Source organism: Corynebacterium sp. LK33 (genome assembly GCF_014334955.1).
In the GTDB taxonomy this organism is placed as follows: domain Bacteria; phylum Actinomycetota; class Actinomycetes; order Mycobacteriales; family Mycobacteriaceae; genus Corynebacterium; species Corynebacterium jeikeium_D.
In genome coordinates, this window is the sequence record NZ_PDGU01000008.1 from 100,512 (window position 1) to 118,481 (window position 17,970).

At 59.7% G+C, this 17,970-nt stretch carries 20 protein-coding genes; 10 read left to right on the top strand and 10 right to left on the bottom strand.

Annotated elements, in window-relative coordinates; genetic code table 11:
• Nucleotides 1–29 precede the first annotated feature (29 nt).
• Nucleotides 30–662, bottom strand: coding sequence for a GNAT family N-acetyltransferase (locus CRD20_RS02430; protein ID WP_038626150.1), 633 nt, complete (start codon nucleotides 660–662; stop codon nucleotides 30–32).
• 64 nt (nucleotides 663–726) lie between these two features.
• Nucleotides 727–1,479: a LysR family transcriptional regulator gene (locus tag CRD20_RS02435; RefSeq protein WP_187404777.1), complete on the bottom strand. Its 753-nt coding sequence runs from the start codon at nucleotides 1,477–1,479 to the stop codon at nucleotides 727–729.
• Between the two features lie 40 nt (nucleotides 1,480–1,519).
• On the opposite strand from CRD20_RS02435, the gene CRD20_RS02440 reads away from it, so the two are divergent.
• From CRD20_RS02440 to metS, 5 genes are all read left to right on the top strand, one after another.
• Nucleotides 1,520–1,912, top strand: a complete 393-nt coding sequence (locus tag CRD20_RS02440; RefSeq protein ID WP_076773012.1) for a DUF5997 family protein — start codon at nucleotides 1,520–1,522, stop codon at nucleotides 1,910–1,912.
• 40 nt (nucleotides 1,913–1,952) lie between these two features.
• The gene (locus CRD20_RS02445) at nucleotides 1,953–2,726 is read left to right on the top strand and encodes an alpha/beta fold hydrolase (RefSeq protein WP_187404778.1); all 774 of its coding nucleotides are present in this window, start codon (nucleotides 1,953–1,955) and stop codon (nucleotides 2,724–2,726) included.
• Nucleotides 2,727–3,360: 634 nt separating this feature from the next.
• Nucleotides 3,361–4,533, top strand: coding sequence for an acyl-CoA dehydrogenase family protein (locus CRD20_RS02450; protein ID WP_048759734.1), 1,173 nt, complete (start codon nucleotides 3,361–3,363; stop codon nucleotides 4,531–4,533).
• A gap of 306 nt (nucleotides 4,534–4,839) precedes the next feature.
• A complete protein-coding gene (locus tag CRD20_RS02455) occupies nucleotides 4,840–6,450 on the top strand; it encodes a sodium-dependent transporter (RefSeq protein WP_049190690.1) in 1,611 nt (536 codons plus the stop codon).
• Nucleotides 6,451–6,455: 5 nt separating this feature from the next.
• Nucleotides 6,456–6,623, top strand: coding sequence for a methionine/alanine import NSS transporter subunit MetS (metS, locus tag CRD20_RS02460; protein ID WP_048733989.1), 168 nt, complete (start codon nucleotides 6,456–6,458; stop codon nucleotides 6,621–6,623).
• Between the two features lie 42 nt (nucleotides 6,624–6,665).
• Here the strand turns inward: metS and CRD20_RS02465 are convergent, their stop codons facing one another.
• Nucleotides 6,666–7,424, bottom strand: a complete 759-nt coding sequence (locus tag CRD20_RS02465) for an enoyl-CoA hydratase-related protein (RefSeq protein ID WP_048733985.1) — start codon at nucleotides 7,422–7,424, stop codon at nucleotides 6,666–6,668.
• 80 nt (nucleotides 7,425–7,504) lie between these two features.
• Between CRD20_RS02465 and CRD20_RS02470 the strand changes: the two genes are divergently transcribed.
• A complete protein-coding gene (locus CRD20_RS02470) occupies nucleotides 7,505–8,032 on the top strand; it encodes a GNAT family N-acetyltransferase (RefSeq protein ID WP_070859151.1) in 528 nt (175 codons plus the stop codon).
• Nucleotides 8,033–8,338: 306 nt separating this feature from the next.
• On the opposite strand, the gene CRD20_RS11110 is transcribed toward CRD20_RS02470, so the two are convergent.
• The gene (locus tag CRD20_RS11110; protein ID WP_246822166.1) at nucleotides 8,339–8,668 is read right to left on the bottom strand and encodes a hypothetical protein; all 330 of its coding nucleotides are present in this window, start codon (nucleotides 8,666–8,668) and stop codon (nucleotides 8,339–8,341) included.
• Between CRD20_RS11110 and CRD20_RS11115 the strand changes: the two genes are divergently transcribed.
• A complete protein-coding gene (locus CRD20_RS11115; RefSeq protein WP_246820038.1) occupies nucleotides 8,654–9,409 on the top strand; it encodes an HNH endonuclease signature motif containing protein in 756 nt (251 codons plus the stop codon). The genes CRD20_RS11110 and CRD20_RS11115 overlap by 15 nt on opposite strands.
• Before the next feature lie 71 nt (nucleotides 9,410–9,480).
• Here CRD20_RS11115 and glyA read toward each other — a convergent pair whose 3' ends face one another.
• Complete coding sequence (gene glyA, locus CRD20_RS02480; RefSeq protein WP_016423186.1) at nucleotides 9,481–10,782, bottom strand: serine hydroxymethyltransferase; 1,302 nt, start codon at nucleotides 10,780–10,782, stop codon at nucleotides 9,481–9,483.
• A 149-nt stretch (nucleotides 10,783–10,931) separates the two neighbouring features.
• On the opposite strand from glyA, the gene coaA reads away from it, so the two are divergent.
• Nucleotides 10,932–11,867: a type I pantothenate kinase gene (gene coaA, locus CRD20_RS02485; RefSeq protein WP_042388837.1), complete on the top strand. Its 936-nt coding sequence runs from the start codon at nucleotides 10,932–10,934 to the stop codon at nucleotides 11,865–11,867.
• A gap of 30 nt (nucleotides 11,868–11,897) precedes the next feature.
• On the opposite strand, the gene CRD20_RS02490 is transcribed toward coaA, so the two are convergent.
• The 4 genes from CRD20_RS02490 to mca form a co-directional block, all read right to left on the bottom strand.
• A complete protein-coding gene (locus tag CRD20_RS02490; protein WP_070560108.1) occupies nucleotides 11,898–12,683 on the bottom strand; it encodes an isoprenyl transferase in 786 nt (261 codons plus the stop codon).
• Between the two features lie 38 nt (nucleotides 12,684–12,721).
• The gene (locus CRD20_RS02495; protein ID WP_187404779.1) at nucleotides 12,722–13,813 is read right to left on the bottom strand and encodes a 3-deoxy-7-phosphoheptulonate synthase; all 1,092 of its coding nucleotides are present in this window, start codon (nucleotides 13,811–13,813) and stop codon (nucleotides 12,722–12,724) included.
• 313 nt (nucleotides 13,814–14,126) lie between these two features.
• Nucleotides 14,127–14,411 carry a hypothetical protein gene (locus CRD20_RS02500; RefSeq protein ID WP_048733974.1) on the bottom strand — a complete coding sequence of 95 codons (285 nt, stop codon included), beginning with the start codon at nucleotides 14,409–14,411 and terminating at the stop codon, nucleotides 14,127–14,129.
• Between the two features lie 27 nt (nucleotides 14,412–14,438).
• Entirely contained in the window at nucleotides 14,439–15,293 is an 855-nt protein-coding gene (mca, locus tag CRD20_RS02505) for a mycothiol conjugate amidase Mca (protein ID WP_187404813.1), read from the bottom strand.
• Nucleotides 15,294–15,554: 261 nt separating this feature from the next.
• Between mca and CRD20_RS02510 the strand changes: the two genes are divergently transcribed.
• Both CRD20_RS02510 and greA read left to right on the top strand, forming a co-directional pair.
• Nucleotides 15,555–16,022: a DUF4307 domain-containing protein gene (locus CRD20_RS02510; RefSeq protein ID WP_048733970.1), complete on the top strand. Its 468-nt coding sequence runs from the start codon at nucleotides 15,555–15,557 to the stop codon at nucleotides 16,020–16,022.
• A gap of 173 nt (nucleotides 16,023–16,195) precedes the next feature.
• A complete protein-coding gene (gene greA / locus CRD20_RS02515; RefSeq protein WP_048733968.1) occupies nucleotides 16,196–16,708 on the top strand; it encodes a transcription elongation factor GreA in 513 nt (170 codons plus the stop codon).
• Between the two features lie 247 nt (nucleotides 16,709–16,955).
• On the opposite strand, the gene CRD20_RS02520 is transcribed toward greA, so the two are convergent.
• Nucleotides 16,956–17,783, bottom strand: a complete 828-nt coding sequence (locus tag CRD20_RS02520) for a Bax inhibitor-1/YccA family protein (RefSeq protein WP_187404780.1) — start codon at nucleotides 17,781–17,783, stop codon at nucleotides 16,956–16,958.
• Between the last annotated feature and the right edge of the window lie 187 nt (nucleotides 17,784–17,970).

Consider the following 17,970-nt stretch of genomic DNA (forward strand, 5'->3'; position numbering starts at 1 on the left):
TAATTCGCGGGAGCCACAGCTCCCGGCAGCTATGCCCCCACCTGGCCGTCGGCGCGGTCGAGCTTGTCCAGAATCGGACGGTTCGGCTCACCGGCGGCTTCTGCTTCTTCCTGGACGCGCTTCAACGCACGCTCCTCTGGCTTTTCCAGGAGCTTTTCCAAAATAATGACATCGCGCCACTGCCCCGCCATTGGGCCGTAGGTCATCTTTGCCATGTGGTGGTAAATCCCCACTTCTCGGAAGCCAAGCTTTCGATGCAGCTTTAGCGATCCCACATTCTCCGGGAAGACCCACGAGTGAATCGACCAGCAGCCGCGCTCCGTGGCATCGTCGATAAGCTTCTGCAGCAGCGTCGCCGCCAGCCCCATGCCCTGCCCGTCAGGGTGGACGTAGATGGAGTCTTCAATGACGCCATTGAAAATCGGACGCTTGGATACCGGCGCTGCCGATGCCCAAGCCAGAATCTTGTCCGGGTTCTCTGCGTCGACGGCGACGTAACACAAATCCACTCGTTTGAGTGCGATGAATTCGTCCCACTCCGGAGCGGAGTGCTCCCACGACGCATGCCCCGTATCCAGGCCAATCTCGTAGATCTCTTGGATCTGTGGATAGTCCTCTTCACGCATCATTCGAATCGTGAAATCGCGCTTCTTTTCAGCCATAACTACAAGTGTGGCTAATTTTTTCGCGCACGTCGAACGAAACGGCAAAAATATTGTAAAAAGATTACTTTCTCTTGCGTGGTCGCCCGCTTCCGCCACCGCTTCGACGTCCGCCACGGCCACTGCGCGCATGCTTTACGACGGCCCCAGCGCGCTGCCGGCGGGCTTGCTTAGCAAGCGTCTTTTCTCGGGCAGACAACTTCTTCGGGTGCTCGTCAGACTTCCTGCGCCCCAGCTGCGTGCGTGTCGATCCCTCCCGACGCCCCTGGACAATGCCGACGAACTCCTGCCGGAGCTCGTCGTCCTCTGCTTTCGGCCACACCAACCAAATAGCTGTCCGGGACAGCGGATCTGTGGCACCTTCCTCGGCCACCAAGTTCGATGAGGCCACCGCCTTCTTCGATAGCGCCTTCAAAATCGTGCGAGGCCCCACTACGACACCTGCACCAGTGGCTGCGACAGGCAGCATCTGTCGCAGCTCGTCCGCATCCACGGAGGTCAGCAGCACAGTTTCGTCTGCCAACAGCTCCTCCGGCACGCAGTCTGTGAGGGAGAATACGTGTTCTTTTTCGTAGGCCACGCCCCAGGCTTCGTCGTAAAGCCGGATGCGATGGAGGGACTCGGGCAGCGAGCTTTCAGACTCTAACCGAACCAGCGCCATGTCAGCGGCGCCGCCGACCAGGTCGGACATCGGATCGTCGGCGGCGTGGGTGTGCAGTGTTGCCGGAATCCGATCTCTAAAGCGGCGAAACCACTTCTCGGGACTGGTGCCGGTGGCGAACACGATGCGCAGGACGGCGGATTCAGGAGTCGACATACTCCGCAAGGTTACTCGAATGGGTGCTAGCGTTGAACCCATGAAACCCCTAACCGCAGCCAAGAAACTTGGCATTTTCCTCCCTGCCACACCCGAGGAATTTCGCACTGGTGAGATTTCGCACGCGCAGTTTGCGGAACTGCAGTCCAAGCCGCCGGAGTGGCTCGCTGAGCTACGCCGCAACGGACCGCACCCGCGCCCGGAAGTTGCCCGCAAGCTGGGCATTACTATCACGGCGTTGAAGAAGAATGACATGGACAAGCCGCTGACAACGGCGGAGATTAAGGATTTGCTCGAGCAGATGCCGGAGTGGCTAGAGGCCGCTCGTGAGTCCATGGCGAAGCAGCGCGCGGAAGCCGCTGAGGCAGAGTCCAAGAAGGACGACGGCCCTGGTCGGGCTGCCGCTGAAGCTGCTCGCAACGCCGAGAAATAGCCGACACAGCAGACACAGCAGACGTCAAGGAGGTTTTCCCGTGGCCATCGACTACACCGCACATGCAATCAACCACAAGGGCAACGGTACGGTTGTCCTGATTGGCTCGCTGGGCACCACACAGGGGATGTGGGAGCCACAGGTAGCCGCTTTGAGCGAAAAGTACCAGGTCATCACGCCAGATGTCCGTGGCCATGGCGAATCCCCTATCCCCGAGGGTGAGTGGGACATGAGCCACTTGGCCGCCGACATCATCGAGGTCCTCGACGAGGAGGATGTTGACCGCGCACATTTTGTGGGACTATCCCTCGGCGGCGCTATCGCCCAGACCGTCGCACTAGAACACGCCGATCGTGTGGTCAGCCTGACGCTGTCGTCGACGGCGCCGAAATTCGGCACCCCCGAGGCCTGGCAGGAAAAGGCCGAGCTCGTGCGCGACAAGGGCACGGTCGCGCTCGCAGACACTGTCGTCCGCAACTGGTTTACCGACGAGTGCTTCGACACCACCCCTGAGCTCCCCGCCCGCTTCCGCGACATGATCGCAGATTGCCCCGATGACGGCTACATCGGCGCCTGCGGAGCACTGTCTCGCTTCGACACCCGCGAGCGCCTCGCCGAGATCACCGCTCCGACGCTGGTCATCGCCGGCAAGCAAGACACCTCTACGTCACTCGACGTCGTCACTTCGCTTCACGACGGCATCGCGGGCTCGACCATGGTCGTCATTTCGCCGGCCAAGCACCTGCTTAACCAGGAGACCCCGGAGTACTACAACTCTGCCCTGCTGGCGCACATTGATGGGATTGCCGACTAGCGCCTAATCGAAGCAATAAAAAATAAAAATGACGCGACCTGCTCGCTGTCCATTCCACAGGGACGGCGCACGGGTCGCGTCATTTTTTCGAGTGCAATTGGAGGTTGCTATGACTGCAGTGGAAGAAGCTCGGATAATCAAGGGAACCGGTCTCCACCTGATGCTCATACTAACGACCACCAGCACTAATGGGAATAAGAAAACGAGAATGTTTCGTTAATCACCCCCATGGCGACTACCTCACACACATAACCTCCACACCCCAAAGCCCCAGCGGCCCGACTAGCAGACATGACAAAAATAGCCATTCACCTGGCTTTGTAGGTTAGCATTACCTAACATTGCCGACTGTCGGCGATAGCCCGAATTCAATAGCAACCCCCAACCGCAACGGGGGTAGTTTTCTGGGAAGGCTGGGCGCAATATCCGTCGTCAAGCGATTCCACATCACCAATCGGGAAAAAACTTTTAAAAAAACAAGTGTCTCTCATCACACTCATGCATAATGGGGTACAACAGTCATAGTCACTATGACGATGAACCGAGGCCATCGCGTTTAACTGCAGCGTTTATCTGCGACGTACGAAAAGGCCTTAAGACAAAAATTCCACGACAATATTTCTAGGAGCATGTCATGAAGGACTTTCTGCCCCGTACTCACTTCGAAGAAGAGCACAACATGTTCCGCGACATGGTTCGCGGCTTCGTCGAGAAGGAAATCACCCCGAACGTAGAGCGCTGGCACAAGGAAGGTCAGCCGGACCGCGAGGTCTTCAAGAAGGCCGGTGAGCTCGGCCTGATTGGTATGTCCACTCCGGAGGCATACGGCGGCGGCGGAGAGATGGACTTCCGCTACAACCAGGTCCTGAACGAGGAGCTCTCCAACGCTGACTGTGGCTCCATCGTCGTTTCCTTCGGCGTTCTCAACGACCTGGTCGCTCCGTACCTGGCTAAGTTCGGCAACGAAGAGCAGAAGCAGAAGTACCTGGCTTCCATGAACGCCGGCGACACCATCGGCTGCCTCGCCATGACCGAACCGGGCGCAGGTTCCGACCTGGCAGGTATGCGCACTTTCGCCAAGAAGGACGGCGACCACTACGTCCTCAACGGCACCAAGATCTTCATCTCCAACGGCATGATGGCGGACTTCGCTCTCGTCGCAGCTATCACCGACCCATCCAAGGGCCGCGCTGGTGTCTCCATGTTCATCGTCGACGCCGACCTCGAGGGCTTCACCAAGGCTGGCCCGCTGCAGAAGGTCGGCTTGAAGGCTCAGGACACCGCTGAGCTCAACTTCGACAACGTCCGCGTTCCGGCCGAGAACCTGCTCGGCGAAGAGGGTGCCGCCTTCGGCTACCTCCGCACCAACCTCGCTCACGAGCGACTGACCCTGGCTTGCGGCTCTGTTGCAACTTCCCGCCGCGCCTGGACCCTCGCTTACAAGTACGCTCAGGAGCGCGAGGCATTCGGCCGTCCGATCATCCAGCACCAGGTCCACGGCCACTACCTGGCTGACATCGCCACCCGCGTCACCGCCCTGCAGGCTTTCGTTGACCAGGCCGTTATGGCTCACAACGCAGGCCAGCTGGACGAGACCGGCGCTTCCATGGCCAAGTACTGGACCACCGAGGAGCAGCAGGACATCGTTACCCGCTGTCTGCAGATGTTCGGTGGCTACGGCTTCATGCTCGAGTACCCGATCTCCACTCACTACCTCGACTCCAAGGTCCAGACCATTTACGGTGGCACCAACGAGATCATGAAGGAAATCATCTTCCGTCGCATCGCCAAGGGCGGCGCAGAGTAAATAGCGCACGTCGGCCTAGCTGATTCGACACAAACCCCGTCAGGTTTTCCTGGCGGGGTTTTTGCATGCTTGTGACTGAGGCAGCTCTTAGGGTCGGCGATTATTTACGAGGCTTGATTGGAGCTGCCCTCCCCCTGTGCCACACCCCTCACCAAAACCATTACCCCCTACAAAACTGAAACTATACAATGAGATACCTATCTCATATACTAAGATTCCATTAGGTAATGGTGATGCACTTCACCAAATTCCCTCCTAGGCCGCGCGAGCGCGTGACCGGAGATGAAGAATTGGAGTTCCAGAGGTATGAGCACAACCAACTCGACCGCTACCCCTCAGCGAAGGGAGGTGTTTTCCACCCGAGCAGCCTTCATTTTCGCCGCTATCGGCTCGGCAGTCGGGCTTGGAAACATCTGGCGTTTCCCCTATGTCGCGTATGACTCCGGCGGTGGCGCTTTCCTTATCCCCTACCTGGTCGCACTTCTGACCGCAGGTATCCCACTGCTCTTCCTCGACTTCGCCATCGGACACCGCTTCCGCGGGTCCGCACCGAAGTCGATGCGTCGCATCAAGCCCTGGGCTGAGCCAATTGGCTGGATTCAGGTCGGTATCGCCTTCTTCATTACCGTCTACTACGCCGTTATTATCGCGTGGTCCTTCATCTACGCCTGGAAGTCCATCCGCAAGAGCTGGGGCCCAGATGCCGAGACCCACTTCATGAAGGACTTCCTCCAAGTAGACACCGAGAGCGTCTTCTCTCTGGACTTCGTCCCCTCGATTTCCATCGTCCTGCTCATTGTCTGGGTACTCGTCATCGGCATTCTGGCCGCTGGTGTGGACAAGGGCATCGGCAAGGTCTCGATTATCTTCATCCCGCTGTTGACCATCCTCTTCGTCGCAGTGGTCATCTACTCCCTGACGCTCGACGGCGCTGCAAAGGGCCTGGATGCATTCTTCACCCCAGACTGGTCCGCACTGACTGACTCCAGCGTATGGATTGCCGCCTACGGCCAGATCTTCTTCTCCCTGTCCGTGGCCTTCGGCATTATGCTGACCTACGCCTCCTACCTGAAGCCACGCACGAACCTCACCGGTTCCGGCCTGGTCACCGCGTTCGCAAACTCCTCCTTCGAGGTTCTCGCCGGTATCGGTGTCTTCGCCACCCTGGGCTTCATGGCAGCGCAGTCGGGTCAGGCCGTTGACGAGGTCGCAACCTCCGGTATTGGTCTTGCCTTCATCGCATTCCCGACGGTCATCTCTGAGATGCCCAAGGTCATCGGTTCGGTCTTCGGGCTGCTGTTCTTCCTCTCCCTGGCAATCGCCGGTGTGACCTCCCTGATGTCGCTGCTCGAGGTCGTCGTCTCCGCAGTCAAGGACAAGCTGAACCTCGGCCGCGTCCAGGCCACCCTCACCGTCGGTGGCGCCATGGCCGTCATCTCGCTGCTGGCCTTCCCGACCACCTCAGGTCTGGTAACCCTCGACATCGTAGATAAGTTCACCAACAACGTCGGTATCGTCCTGGTTGCACTGCTGACCATCATCGCAATCGACTGGATCCTGCGCCGCACCAACGAGTTCGCCATGCACCTCAACGCCGTGTCCTCGTTCAAGGTCGGCACCATGTGGCAGATCTTCGTCGGAAACATCACGCCGGTCATTCTCGCCGTCATCCTGTTCCAGGAGCTCATTGGACTTTTCCAGGAAAACTACGAAGGCTACTCCGACACCCAAATCGACATCTTTGGCTGGGGTGTCATCGGCGTGATTCTCATCGGCGCTCTGATTATGGCCATCCTGCCTTGGCGCGGCCAACACCGTCTCGATGGCCCTCCGGGCTCGGACTTCGGTGTGACGCCAGATTTCAAGCGGTCCTCACACCTGCCACGCAAGCACACTCCGGAAACCGAGGAGGTTTAAGCCAAATGTCCGGTATCGCAATTGTCATGATGGCACTGTTCATCATCGTCATCTGGGGCGGTCTGGCGGTCTCGCTGGTCAGCCTATCCAAGCACCCTGACGAGGTTTCCGGTGAGCTGGGAGATCACCCAGAGCTCACCAGTGAAGTACTAGGAGCACAGGAAGAGCAGTAGTTCTTCACTACTATCTCTCCCCTGCCACTCCAGGTATCTGCCTTACTCACCTACGAAATGCGGTGGTCGCTTCTCCAAGAACGCGGCCACCGCTTCCTTATGGTCGGCCGAGACCGCCAAACGAGCCTGCGCGTCCGCCTCCGCCGCAGCGGCAGACAAGGTATCCCGGCGCAGCAGAGCCTTAATCTCCTTCAGCGCGGCCGTCGGCCCCGCCGCAAACTGGGCAGCCAACTCACGTGCCCGAGTCGCTGGATTATCCACCACTTCAGTGACCAGGCCGAGGCTCAGGGCTTCGTCGGCAAGCACCTTCTTATCGAAGAACAACAGCTCACGCGCCTTCGCGTCGCTGACCATGCGCGGCAGCAGCGCCGACATGCCACAGTCCGTGGCCAGGCCAATCGACGGGAACGCCGCCTTGAACGACGCCTTCGGGCCCGCGATACGGAAATCACAGTGCAGCGCCAACGACCAGCCGGCACCCGCCGCAGCACCTTCGATAGCTGCAATAACCGGAACGTTAATCGCGGTCAGCTCCGCGACCATCGGGTTGTACTCCTCGACAACCTTGCCCATGCCGGCGCCGGACTGCAGGTCAGAAATGTGCTCCTTCAAATCCTGGCCCGTACAAAACGCCTTCGGCCCGCCGAGCAGGATAACAGCGCGCACATCCGGCTCCTGCGCACGCTCAAAAGCGGCTTTCAGCTCCAAGCGGAGATTCTTATCCAGGGAGTTATAGGCATCCGGGCGGTCGATGGTGATGGCTAGAATGCCGTCGGAAAAGTCTTGAGTAACGTTGCTCATAATCTCGCAGGTTATCGCAATCTCCCCCGCCTCGGACGCACTTTTGCACCAAATCACTCGCCGCGAGTAACAAGGGACACATGACACTTCCACGCCCCGCCACGCCTGACGACGTCCACGAGATCGTCGACCTCATCAAAGACCTGGCGGCCTACGAAAAAGAACCCGATGCCGTCCGACTGACCCCCGAGCGCCTGCGCGAACAGCTCTTCGGGGACAACCCTGCGATTTTCTGCCACGTCGTCGACTCCACATCCGGAAATTTGGACGACGGCGCCGGTGGCGGTGATGGCGGTGTTGAAGGCAGCCCGCGCCTCGACGGCATTGCACTGTGGTTCCTCAACTACTCCACCTGGGAAGGCACCCACGGCATCTACCTCGAAGACCTCTACGTCCGCCCCGAGGCACGCGGCACCGGCAAGGGCAAAGCACTGCTGCAGAACCTCGCGCGAATTGCCGTGGAGCGAGGCTACTCACGTGTCGAGTGGTGCGTCCTGAAGTGGAATCAACCCTCCATCGATTTCTACCGCTCCCTCGGCGCCTTCCCCATGGACGAATGGGACACCTTCCGCCTCACCGGCAGCGCCCTGCGTGACTTCGGGGCGTAACAGACGGCAGCGCGTGGTGCGGCGGTACGGCGGTGCAGCTGCGCTGCGTTTTGCGCGGTGAAAAGTCCGGATGTGGATAACTGCTAAACCGGCTGACTTATCCACAGCCTGCCCCCATAGGCGTTGTCCCCCTACATCCGGACTTTTACCTTCAAAGGCATGACAGTTCTTGGGACGCTCGCCGCACTGGCCTCGCGCGGAATGGACACGCTAGCGGAACTCCACGCCGCGCGTCCCGACGGCCACGACGCCACCTCCCACCTGGCGGCAACCCTCGGCCTTGACCCGGCGCGCCTCCGGCTTTTGCTACGCGTCGCCGCCCACTATCTCCAACCCGCTGACACCGAGGAAAACACCAAAGCCCGCGAAGACGCCACCGCCCTTGCGCGCCAGCTCGGCCTCAGCCTGGACACCTGCGTGCTTATCGACAAGCGCAGCCGCCAAGCCAACAACGCCGAACTCCACGACAACCTGCGGCTCACCTTCGTCGCTGCCGCCGAACGCCTCGGCTTCGAAGAACTCGATCTCTACATGCGGGAAACTCTCACCGAGCTCAACACCGAAGACGAGCCACCCCAGCATCTGCGCGCCCGATTTTCCCGGAAGGTAGACATCCGGGGAATGAAGCACTTCCATATCTCCGGCCCCTCGGATATGCTCGACAATCTCCTGTCGCCGCTTACCATCCGTGCCGCAGAAATCCGGAAGTCCCATCCGGAGTTTTCCCACGACCGCTGCGTCGGCCAAGCGCTTGCCGAGCGCCTCGAGCATGCCGATGCCGCAACGCCCGTCGACAAGCTCGATGAAATGCGCTACCAACCCGCCATCATCATCACCGCGCAAGACCTCATCGACTACAGCCCGCGATTCGCCGCCACCACCAACGGCTCCGCGCTCGCCCCCGACGTCTTCCTCAACGCCCTACTCGCCGACACCGGGTGGGCCGTGCTTTACGACGAACACAGCGCCATTACGGACTTATTTCCCATCGGCAACCCCCGCCTGGCGACTGAAGAGCAGCGCATCGCGATGCTCATCGACAACCCCATCTGCGCCTGGCCCGGCTGTGAACGCCCCGCCTATAGCGGCCAAGCGCACCACCTAGTCGCCCACAAGCACGGCGGCACAACCACGCTGGACAACCTCACCATGGTCTGCCGCGAACACAACGGGCTTAACGACGACGACCGGGAAGGACGCAACGGCCACCTCGAACGCATCCCCACATCCGGACATATTCGATGGCGCCCACCTGACAAGACTCGGCCGCCGCTGTTTAGCAACTCATTTGTGACATCAATGTCCGGGAGGTCCTACGCCGGATACCGGGCGGGCACGACGAAACAGCTCGGGCCGGAGCCACCACCTCCGGACTAAAACCCGGATGTACGGGAAAACCCGTCCTAGCGCACTGCTAGAACGGGTACTTGCGCTGCAAAAACGCAGATTTAGATGAGGTTCCAGTCCTCGATACCGTCGTAAAGCGGGAATTCCTGAGCAATCTTCGAAACACGAGCACGCAGGGAGTCAACATCCGCATTCTTGCCGGCGGCGAGAGCAGTACCGATGACATCGGCGACCTCGGTGAAGGCCTTCTCGTCGAGACCACGGGTGGCCAGCGCCGGAGTACCGATACGAAGTCCGGATGTAACCATCGGAGGACGCGGGTCAAACGGAACAGCATTGCGGTTGACGGTAATGCCAACAGCGTGGAGCAGATCCTCGGCCTCCTGGCCGTTCATCTCAGAATTGCGCAGATCCGCCAGAACCAGGTGGACATCGGTGCCGCCAGTGAGAACATCGACGCCAGCCTCGGCGCAGTCGGAAGCGGTGAGACGCTCAGCCAGAATGCGGGCACCAGCGAGAGTGCGCTCCTGGCGCTCCTTGAACTCCTCGGTACCAGCAATCTTCAGCGCCACGGCCTTGCCGGCGATGGCGTGCATCAGCGGGCCACCCTGCTGCCCCGGGAAAACAGCGGAGTTCAGCTTCTTGGCGTACTCCTGCTTGGCCAAAATCATGCCCGAACGTGGACCACCGAGGGTTTTGTGAACGGTGGTCGACACAACGTCAGAATGCGGAACCGGCGACGGGTGCAGACCGGCGGCAACCAGGCCTGCGAAGTGCGCCATGTCCGTCCACAGCTTCGCACCGACCTCATCGGCGATGGAACGGAAAGCTTCGAAGTCGAGGTGGCGCGGGTACGCCGACCAACCTGCGATGAGAACATCCGGCTTTTCTGCGAGCGCCTGCTCACGCACCTTGTCCATATCGATCCGCATGGTGTCCTTGTCCACACCGTATGCGGCGACGTGGTAGAGCTTGCCGGAGAAGTTCAGCTTCATGCCGTGGGTCAGGTGACCGCCGTGTGCCAGGTCGAGGCCCATAATCTTGTCACCGGCGTTGATCAGCGCATGCAGAACGGCAGCGTTTGCCTGCGCACCTGCGTGTGGCTGAACGTTGGCGAACTCAGCGCCGAAGAGCTCCTTGGCGCGGTCGCGAGCCATGTCCTCGACGACGTCGACGTATTCGCAGCCACCGTAGTAACGACGACCCGGGTAGCCTTCGGCGTACTTGTTGGTCAGAACCGAGCCCTGAGCTTGCAGCACTGCACGTGGAACAAAGTTCTCACTAGCAATCATTTCGAGCATGTCACGCTGACGAGAGAGCTCCCCTGCCATTGCCTCTGCGAGGTCGGGATCGAGTTCACGCAGCGATTGGTAGCGGACATCGTTATTGTTAGACCCGGTCATGAGTAGGTTTTCGACCTTTCAATGAAACTTCAATGCCACAGGCCATGCTAGCCCTTTATGGGGCAAACCACGAAAGCAGCACCATTCAGGTATGCCCCCTTCGTTGTTCCGTTTTCCGGTTTTAGGCCCCCCTTGGCACAATTGGAAGTATGACGCGCGCAACATCCCCCAGCCCGTACGTCGAGTTCAAACGCGAGCAGTGGCGCGAAATGCGCAAGAATATGCCTCTGGTGCTGACGGAAGAGGAAGCTGAACGACTTTCCGGTATCGGTGAAAACATCGACCTGGACGAAGTCGCCGAGGTCTATCTTCCGCTTTCTCGTCTGATTCACATGCGTGTGGCGGCGCATCGGGAGCTGAACGCCGTAACGTCGAACTTCCTTGGGGAAAATCCTTCGAAGGGGGCGTCGGTGCCGTTTATTATCGGCGTCGCGGGTTCGGTGGCGGTCGGCAAGTCAACGACGGCGCGTTTGCTGCAGGTGCTGCTCGAGCGCTGGGAGACTAATCCGCGGGTGGACTTGGTTACTACTGATGGCTTCCTCTACCCTTCTGAGGAATTGAATCGCCGTGGGATTATGCAGCGCAAGGGGTATCCGGAGTCGTATGATCAGCGTGCGTTGATGCGGTTTGTCACGGCGGTGAAGTCGGGGGCGCGGCATGTGAAGGCCCCGGTGTATTCGCACACGCTCTATGACCGGGTGCCGGATGAGTTCGTCGATGTTGACCGTCCGGACATTCTCATTCTCGAGGGGCTCAACGTTTTGCAGACGGGCCCGACGCTGATGATTTCCGATCTTTTCGATTTCAGTGTCTACGTCGATGCCCCGCGCGCGGACATCGAGCGTTGGTACATCAGCCGTTTCCTCCGTCTCCGCCAGACGGCGTTTCGCGCTCCGGGCGCGCACTTCGCGGATTACGCCACGCTTGACGACGAAGCTGCGGCCGAGGTGGCCCGACGCATTTGGCAGCAGGTGAACTTGCCGAACCTTACGGAAAATATTTTGCCCACTCGAGTGCGTGCGTCATTAGTTCTGACGAAGTCTCGGGACCACAAGGTTTCGAGGGTCCGGATGCGCAAACTCTAACATCCGGAAATTTTTCCGGATGTAGGGAGGTTATTTGCCGAAGCGGCGCGAGCGCTGCGAAAAGTCTCGAAGTGCACGGAGGAAGTCGATGCGGCGGAATTCGGGCCAGTAGGTATCGGTGAACCAAATCTCGGAGTAGGCGGTTTGCCAGAGTAGGAAGCCGCTGAGCCGCTGTTCTCCGGAAGTGCGGATGACTAGATCGGGGTCCGGTTGTCCGGATGTGTAGAGGCGGCGAGAAATGGCGTCGGTTGTGATGCTCTCCTCGAGCTCGGCAGCATCAATTCCTTCGGCGACTGATTCCCGAATGATTCTGCGTACTGCGTCGACGATTTCCTGCCGGCCGCCGTAGCCAACGGCGATGTTGACCTGGATGCCGGTGTTGTTCGCGGTGACTTCTTCGTCGTGGCGTAGCCGGGCGGTCATTCTTTCCGGAAGGAGCTCGAGGTGGCCGACCATGCGCAGGCGCACGTCGTTAGGCGATTGCGCCAATTCGTCGACGACGTCAGCGATGATGTCGAACAGTAATTCCAGCTCTTCGGGGTCTCGCCCGAGGTTTTCGGTGGAGAGCAGGTAGATGGTGACCAGCTCGATTTCCTGCTCGGCGCACCAGCCGACGAATTCTGCGATTTTGCGGGAGCCGACGCGGTGGCCGTGGCTGACGTCGGTGAATCCAGCCTCCCTCGCCCAGCGGCGGTTGCCATCGGCCATGATGGCAACGTGCTTGGGGCGAGGTTTTCCTTCTAGCTCTTGGGCTAGTTTGCGCTCGTAGAGCGGATAGGCGATCCGCCGGAGTGAGGACGGCTGGTTTTCTTTCACATATGTAACCCTACCCAATGGGCACGGCCACTTTGTGCTTAGTCGCGTGCCTGCCGACGCTTCCGGACTTCTGCCGCAAGCGTACGCAGCAGCCGGTCGGTGGTTTCCCAATCCATGCACGCATCGGTGACGGACTTGCCGTATACGAGGCCCTTACGACCATCGGTAATTTTTTGCGCGCCGGCTTCGAGGAAGGACTCCATCATGATGCCGGTGATGCGCTCGTCGCCGCCCCCGATGAGCTTGCCGAGCTCCTCAACGACCTCGGCCTGGCGCACCTCGGATTTTCCGGAATTGGCGTGGGAGGCGTCCACCATAATGCTGACGGTTTGCTCGGCCTTGTTCAGGCGGGCTTCGGCGTCGTTAAGCGATGCCTCGTCCCAGTTCGGGCCGGAGGTGCCGCCGCGGAGGATGATGTGGCAGTTGTGGTTGCCGGCGGTTTCGACGACGGCGGCGCGGCCTTGGTCGTTCATGCCGAAGAAGAAGTGCGGGTTTGCTGCGGAGACCAGCGAGTCCACGGCGACCTGGACGTTGCCGTCGGTGCCGTTCTTGAAGCCGATGGGCACGGAAAGTCCGGAAGCGAGCTGACGGTGGACCTGCGACTCCGTGGTACGCGCACCGATCGCACCCCAGGAGACGGCGTCGGAAATGTACTGCGGGCTGTTGGGCTCGAGGAATTCGGCGCCGGCGGGCAGGCCGGTACGCAGGACTTCAATCAACACCTCGCGGGCCATGTGCAGGCCCTTGTTGATTTTGAAGGAGCTATCCAGGTCGGGGTCGTTGATGAGTCCCTTCCAGCCGACGGTGGTGCGCGGCTTTTCGAAGTAGACGCGCATGACGACCAGCAGGTCCTCGTCGAGCTCATCGGCGGTGGCCTTCAGGCGGCGGGCGTAGTCGATGGCGGCCTCAGGGTCGTGAATGGAGCACGGGCCGACAACGACCAGCAGACGATCGTCCTCGCGGGCGATGACGCGGGCGATGTCGAGTCGCGACTGCTCCACTTCGTTAACCAGGTTCGGGGTCAGTGGCTGTTTGGCCATGACCTCTTCTGGGGAGGGCAGGTCGTGGAAGGCTACGACGCGGCGGTTCGCGGTCGAGGCGGGGGCTTCGAGGGAAGTTGGAGGGGTCATCTGAGATCTCTTTTCTCTGGGTGATCAGTTGCGCATTTTGGCTGTAGATACGACAAAAGGCAGCGCCCCGATTGGTTGGGGCTGCTGCCTTTGGCTCCGGTTGGTGGCGACGTGACGATTAGCCGCCGGCTGTGACTATGTCGTCACTGCCTCCGGAGCCTTCGAAAAATAAAATCGCCACATACGCATGTGCTTGACTGTAGCGCACTGCCTAGAATCCCGCAATTCGAACTCCAAATCCCGCCACATGGGACGCAATCAGGGGTGCACACATCGCCCGTCGTCAAGCGGCGAGCACATGCCTTGACGCTAACTACTCCGCTTCACGACGCTGCTCTGCTGCAGCCATCGCTTTATCCACGGCCTCGGAATCAAAGGGATCCATACCGTGTGCCTCGGCGAACTTCCGGCGGGCGGCCATGCGCTTCGCGCGCCGCGAGAGATCCCAGCCGAGAGCCAGGATGACGATGAGCAAAACGACAATGATGAGCAGGCCAATAGGAGAGGCCTTACCGAAGTCAGCACCCCGCGGACCAGTGGGGTTCTGCGCCAGGAAAATTGTCGTGCGAGCCGCCAAGGCATCGAAGCTTTCAATCATGAGTTCCAGCTTAGCGTTAATTCCGGACTATTCCGCGTCGGGGTCGATACCAGCGAAGAGATCGGTCTCTGGCAGCTCGGTCTGCACGCGAGTGCGGGCGAGTTCAAACTCTTCGGTCGGCCAAACGCGCTGCTGAATGTCTACCGGCACGGCGAAGAATGGCCCGTTCGGATCGATCTGCGTGGCGTGCGCCAGCAGCGCCTGATCCCGCTGCTGGAAGTAATCGCCGCACTCGACCTGCGTGGTCACGCGGGTCATGATGTCGCCGGGAGTCTTAGTCCAACGACGGAAGGACTCGGCCAGCGGGCTTTCCAAGTCGTTGTCGCGGTAGTAGTTATCCAGCGCGATGAGGCGCGCCTTGATGAAACCGTGGGTGTAGTAGAGCTTGGAAATCTCCCATGGTTCACCGAGCTCGGGGTACTTATCCGTTCCGGACTCCAGCCAAGCGCGCATGGACACGATATGGGTCATGATGTGGTCCGGGTGCGGGTAGCCACCGTTTTCGTCGTAAGTAATGACGACGTGCGGACGGAATTCCCGGATGGCCCGGATGAGAGGCTTCGTCGCATCCTCGACCGATTGGCGAGCAAACACACCGTGCGACAGCACCGGCACCGGGTTCCCCGCAGGCAGACCGGAGTCGGTAAAGCCGAGCCACTCATGTTCAACACCGAGAATCTCAGCGGCTGCAGCCATTTCGTTAACGCGCACCGAGGCGATATTCTCCCGCACCTCCGGCCGATCCATCGCCGGGTTGAGAATGCTACCGGCCTCACCGCCGGTGCAGGTCACCACTTTGACGCGATGCCCTTCCGCCACATATCGGGCCATTGTTGCGGCGCCCTTGCTCGATTCGTCATCAGGATGAGCGTGAATCGCCATCAGACGAAGTGCCAATTGAAGTCACTCCCGCTACTATCTCAGTCCATGTTTTCTGGCCGAGGCCGGGGCCCTTCGACCGCAACGATGCTACTACAGCACCGTTTCAATACCGCCCCACTATAGCGCTGCACCATCATATGACCACGCAGCATCGCTACTCGGTGGAACAACATAGCAGCAGGACACTGCGCCACACCAGAAAGATTGTTTAACTGTCAACATTTTACCACGTCGACCAAGAACTCCGATAGGCTAAAAAGCATGGCTGAAAGTTCGGAGCGAAACACCCGAAATACCGCAGCGCCTAACGGGCAGCGCGAGCGCTATGGGGATAACAGTCGCACTCTCCCCGCAAAATTGGTTGTTATCGCTATTGTTGGCATGCTCGTCATCGCCGGCGCATACATCTTCGTTCAGATGAACCGCGTCTCCGCCCCGGATGTCTCTGCAACGCAAGCGGGCTGGAGCCGCACTCCAGGTAAGGAAGATGAGCAGTTCATCTTCACGCTGGACGTCACCCGCGAAAAGCCGGAGCTGGATAGCTACTGCATTATCTACGCGCTGAACTATGACGTGGCAGAGGTCGGTCGTCGCGACGTATTCATCCCGGGCGGCGGCCCCGCTACGGTGCGTATGGACGTCCCCATTGCCACCCGCGAGTTGGCCGTCGCAGGCGATGTCTACGGCTGCTCCACCGACATTCCGGAGTTCCTCGCACCTGCTAAGTAACCTCCTTTCGCAACCGAGGATTATGTGCTTCCACGGCACGTCGTAAAGCGTGCGCGACAACACTCCGACGCGCCTGTTATTGCCATGTGGCGTGACAGTGCTATCCTGTGACGCAGCCGACGGCCCCACGCGGGGCCGCTTTTGTATTAAATAGCCAAAACACAGGAGGAACCATGACTGAGGCAAAGAACAATAGCCCATGGCTCACCCAGGAGTCCTACGACAAGCTCAAGGCCGAGCTTGAGGCGCTATATGAAAACCGCCCGGTCATCGCCGCCGAGATTAACGAGCGCCGCGAAGAGGGCGACTTGAAGGAAAACGCCGGCTACGATGCCGCCCGCGAGCAGCAGGGACAGGAAGAGGCGCGCATCCGCTACCTCGAAGACCTGCTGCAGCGCGCCACCGTCGGCGAGATCCCGCAGGAGTCCGGTGTGGCTCTGGTCGGCACCGTGGTCCACGTCTACTACGACGGCGACGAAGACGACACCGAGACCTTCCTCATCGGTACCCGTGGCGCTGACTCCTCCAACCCGAACCTGGAGACCTACTCCACCGATTCCCCGCTGGGCAAGGCTCTGGTCGGCGCTAAGGAGGGCGAGACCCGCACTTACGCTTCCCCGAGCGGCGACGAAGTGTCTGTCACTGTGGTCAAGGCTGAGCCGTACGACCCGGAGATGGACGCCTAAGCGCTCCCGGCGTTAGACCGCCTCAACCCAGGCGGCAACTTCGGGCCACAGTGCCCGATTCTTGGACCGATAGAAGCCCATATGGCCTATCGGTCCATTTTTTGTGCCCTCTCCCGCTTCGATATCGCGCTTTACGACGTCACACTGCACAGCCCGATCGGTCAATATGTCGACTGCCAACAACAAAGCGCCAGCAAGCCCAATAACGGGCTAACCGGCGCTTGTGCGTTAGTTAGTTTTCTAGCGTTTAGTCCCTGAAGTAGGACAGCAGACGCAGAATCTCGGTGTAGAGCCAGACCAGGGTCACAGCCAGGCCGAGGGCGACACCCCAGGCGTACTGAGCCGGAGCGCCAGCGCGGACCAGGCGGTCAGCCTGATCGAAGTCAATCAGGAAGCTGAAGGCTGCCAGGCCGATGCAGACCAGCGAGAAGATGATCGACAGCGTGCCGCCGTCACGCAGCGGGAAGCCCAGGCCGAACAGGGAGAGCACCAGGTTGCCCAGCATGAGGACCAGCACACCGATCAGAGCCGCACTCATAAAACGGGTGAACTTCGGGGTCACGCGGATAGCGCCCGACTTGTAGACGAAGAGCATACCGATGAAGACACCCAGGGTGGCCAGCACTGCCTGCATAATCAGCGCACCAGCGGCAACGCCCTGAATTGGAGCGGTGAACATGAAGCTGATGCCGCCGACGAAGAGACCCTCGAAGGCCGCGTAGGTGAGGGTAACCGGCGCGGAGCCGTACTTCTTGCCGAAGGTGGAAACCAAAACAGTAATCAGACCACCGATGGCGCCGACAATGGTCAGAATCATGGCCAGGCTGGTGGAGACACTGACGGCAATGAAGAAATTGACCGCAGCCAAAACGATGATGGTTGCCAGCGTGATGCCGGTCTTGGAAACGACATCGTCGACCGTCATCGGACGGTAGTCGGCGGCAACCTGCGACTGGTACGGGTTATCCCCGTAGCCAGCGCCCATCTGACCTTGGCCGTAGTGATGTGCGCCCGCCTGTCCGCGGGCGACGGTCTTAGTAAGTGAACTGAATGCAGGATTGCTGCTTTCGCGCACGTCGTCCTTCTTTCTTTTCTCAGTTTTTCTTACGTTTTGTATTCAGGCACACGCGCTTACGTTTGCCTACACTTTCTACAACGGGCGATGTAAAGGTATTGTTCCCAACCCTGAAAAACAGTTAGTATCAAGGTAATTCCTCGCCTGCTGGCGGTGATTTTGTAATCGCGGAAAAACTCACAGTCGC

Excerpts from the sequence above, each read along its gene's own strand:
- CRD20_RS02430 (WP_038626150.1), bottom strand. The coding sequence starts at position 662 with ATGGCTGAAAAGAAGCGCGATTTCACGATTCGAATGATGCGTGAAGAG.
- CRD20_RS02435 (WP_187404777.1), bottom strand. The coding sequence starts at position 1,479 with ATGTCGACTCCTGAATCCGCCGTCCTGCGCATCGTGTTCGCCACCGGC.
- CRD20_RS02440 (WP_076773012.1), top strand. The coding sequence starts at position 1,520 with ATGAAACCCCTAACCGCAGCCAAGAAACTTGGCATTTTCCTCCCTGCC.
- CRD20_RS02450 (WP_048759734.1), top strand. The coding sequence starts at position 3,361 with ATGAAGGACTTTCTGCCCCGTACTCACTTCGAAGAAGAGCACAACATG.
- CRD20_RS02455 (WP_049190690.1), top strand. The coding sequence starts at position 4,840 with ATGAGCACAACCAACTCGACCGCTACCCCTCAGCGAAGGGAGGTGTTT.
- metS (WP_048733989.1), top strand. The coding sequence starts at position 6,456 with ATGTCCGGTATCGCAATTGTCATGATGGCACTGTTCATCATCGTCATC.
- CRD20_RS02465 (WP_048733985.1), bottom strand. The coding sequence starts at position 7,424 with ATGAGCAACGTTACTCAAGACTTTTCCGACGGCATTCTAGCCATCACC.
- CRD20_RS02470 (WP_070859151.1), top strand. The coding sequence starts at position 7,505 with ATGACACTTCCACGCCCCGCCACGCCTGACGACGTCCACGAGATCGTC.
- CRD20_RS11115 (WP_246820038.1), top strand. The coding sequence starts at position 8,654 with ATGAAGCACTTCCATATCTCCGGCCCCTCGGATATGCTCGACAATCTC.
- CRD20_RS11110 (WP_246822166.1), bottom strand. The coding sequence starts at position 8,668 with ATGGAAGTGCTTCATTCCCCGGATGTCTACCTTCCGGGAAAATCGGGC.
- glyA (WP_016423186.1), bottom strand. The coding sequence starts at position 10,782 with ATGACCGGGTCTAACAATAACGATGTCCGCTACCAATCGCTGCGTGAA.
- coaA (WP_042388837.1), top strand. The coding sequence starts at position 10,932 with ATGACGCGCGCAACATCCCCCAGCCCGTACGTCGAGTTCAAACGCGAG.
- CRD20_RS02495 (WP_187404779.1), bottom strand. The coding sequence starts at position 13,813 with ATGACCCCTCCAACTTCCCTCGAAGCCCCCGCCTCGACCGCGAACCGC.
- CRD20_RS02500 (WP_048733974.1), bottom strand. The coding sequence starts at position 14,411 with ATGATTGAAAGCTTCGATGCCTTGGCGGCTCGCACGACAATTTTCCTG.
- mca (WP_187404813.1), bottom strand. The coding sequence starts at position 15,293 with ATGGCGATTCACGCTCATCCTGATGACGAATCGAGCAAGGGCGCCGCA.
- CRD20_RS02510 (WP_048733970.1), top strand. The coding sequence starts at position 15,555 with ATGGCTGAAAGTTCGGAGCGAAACACCCGAAATACCGCAGCGCCTAAC.
- greA (WP_048733968.1), top strand. The coding sequence starts at position 16,196 with ATGACTGAGGCAAAGAACAATAGCCCATGGCTCACCCAGGAGTCCTAC.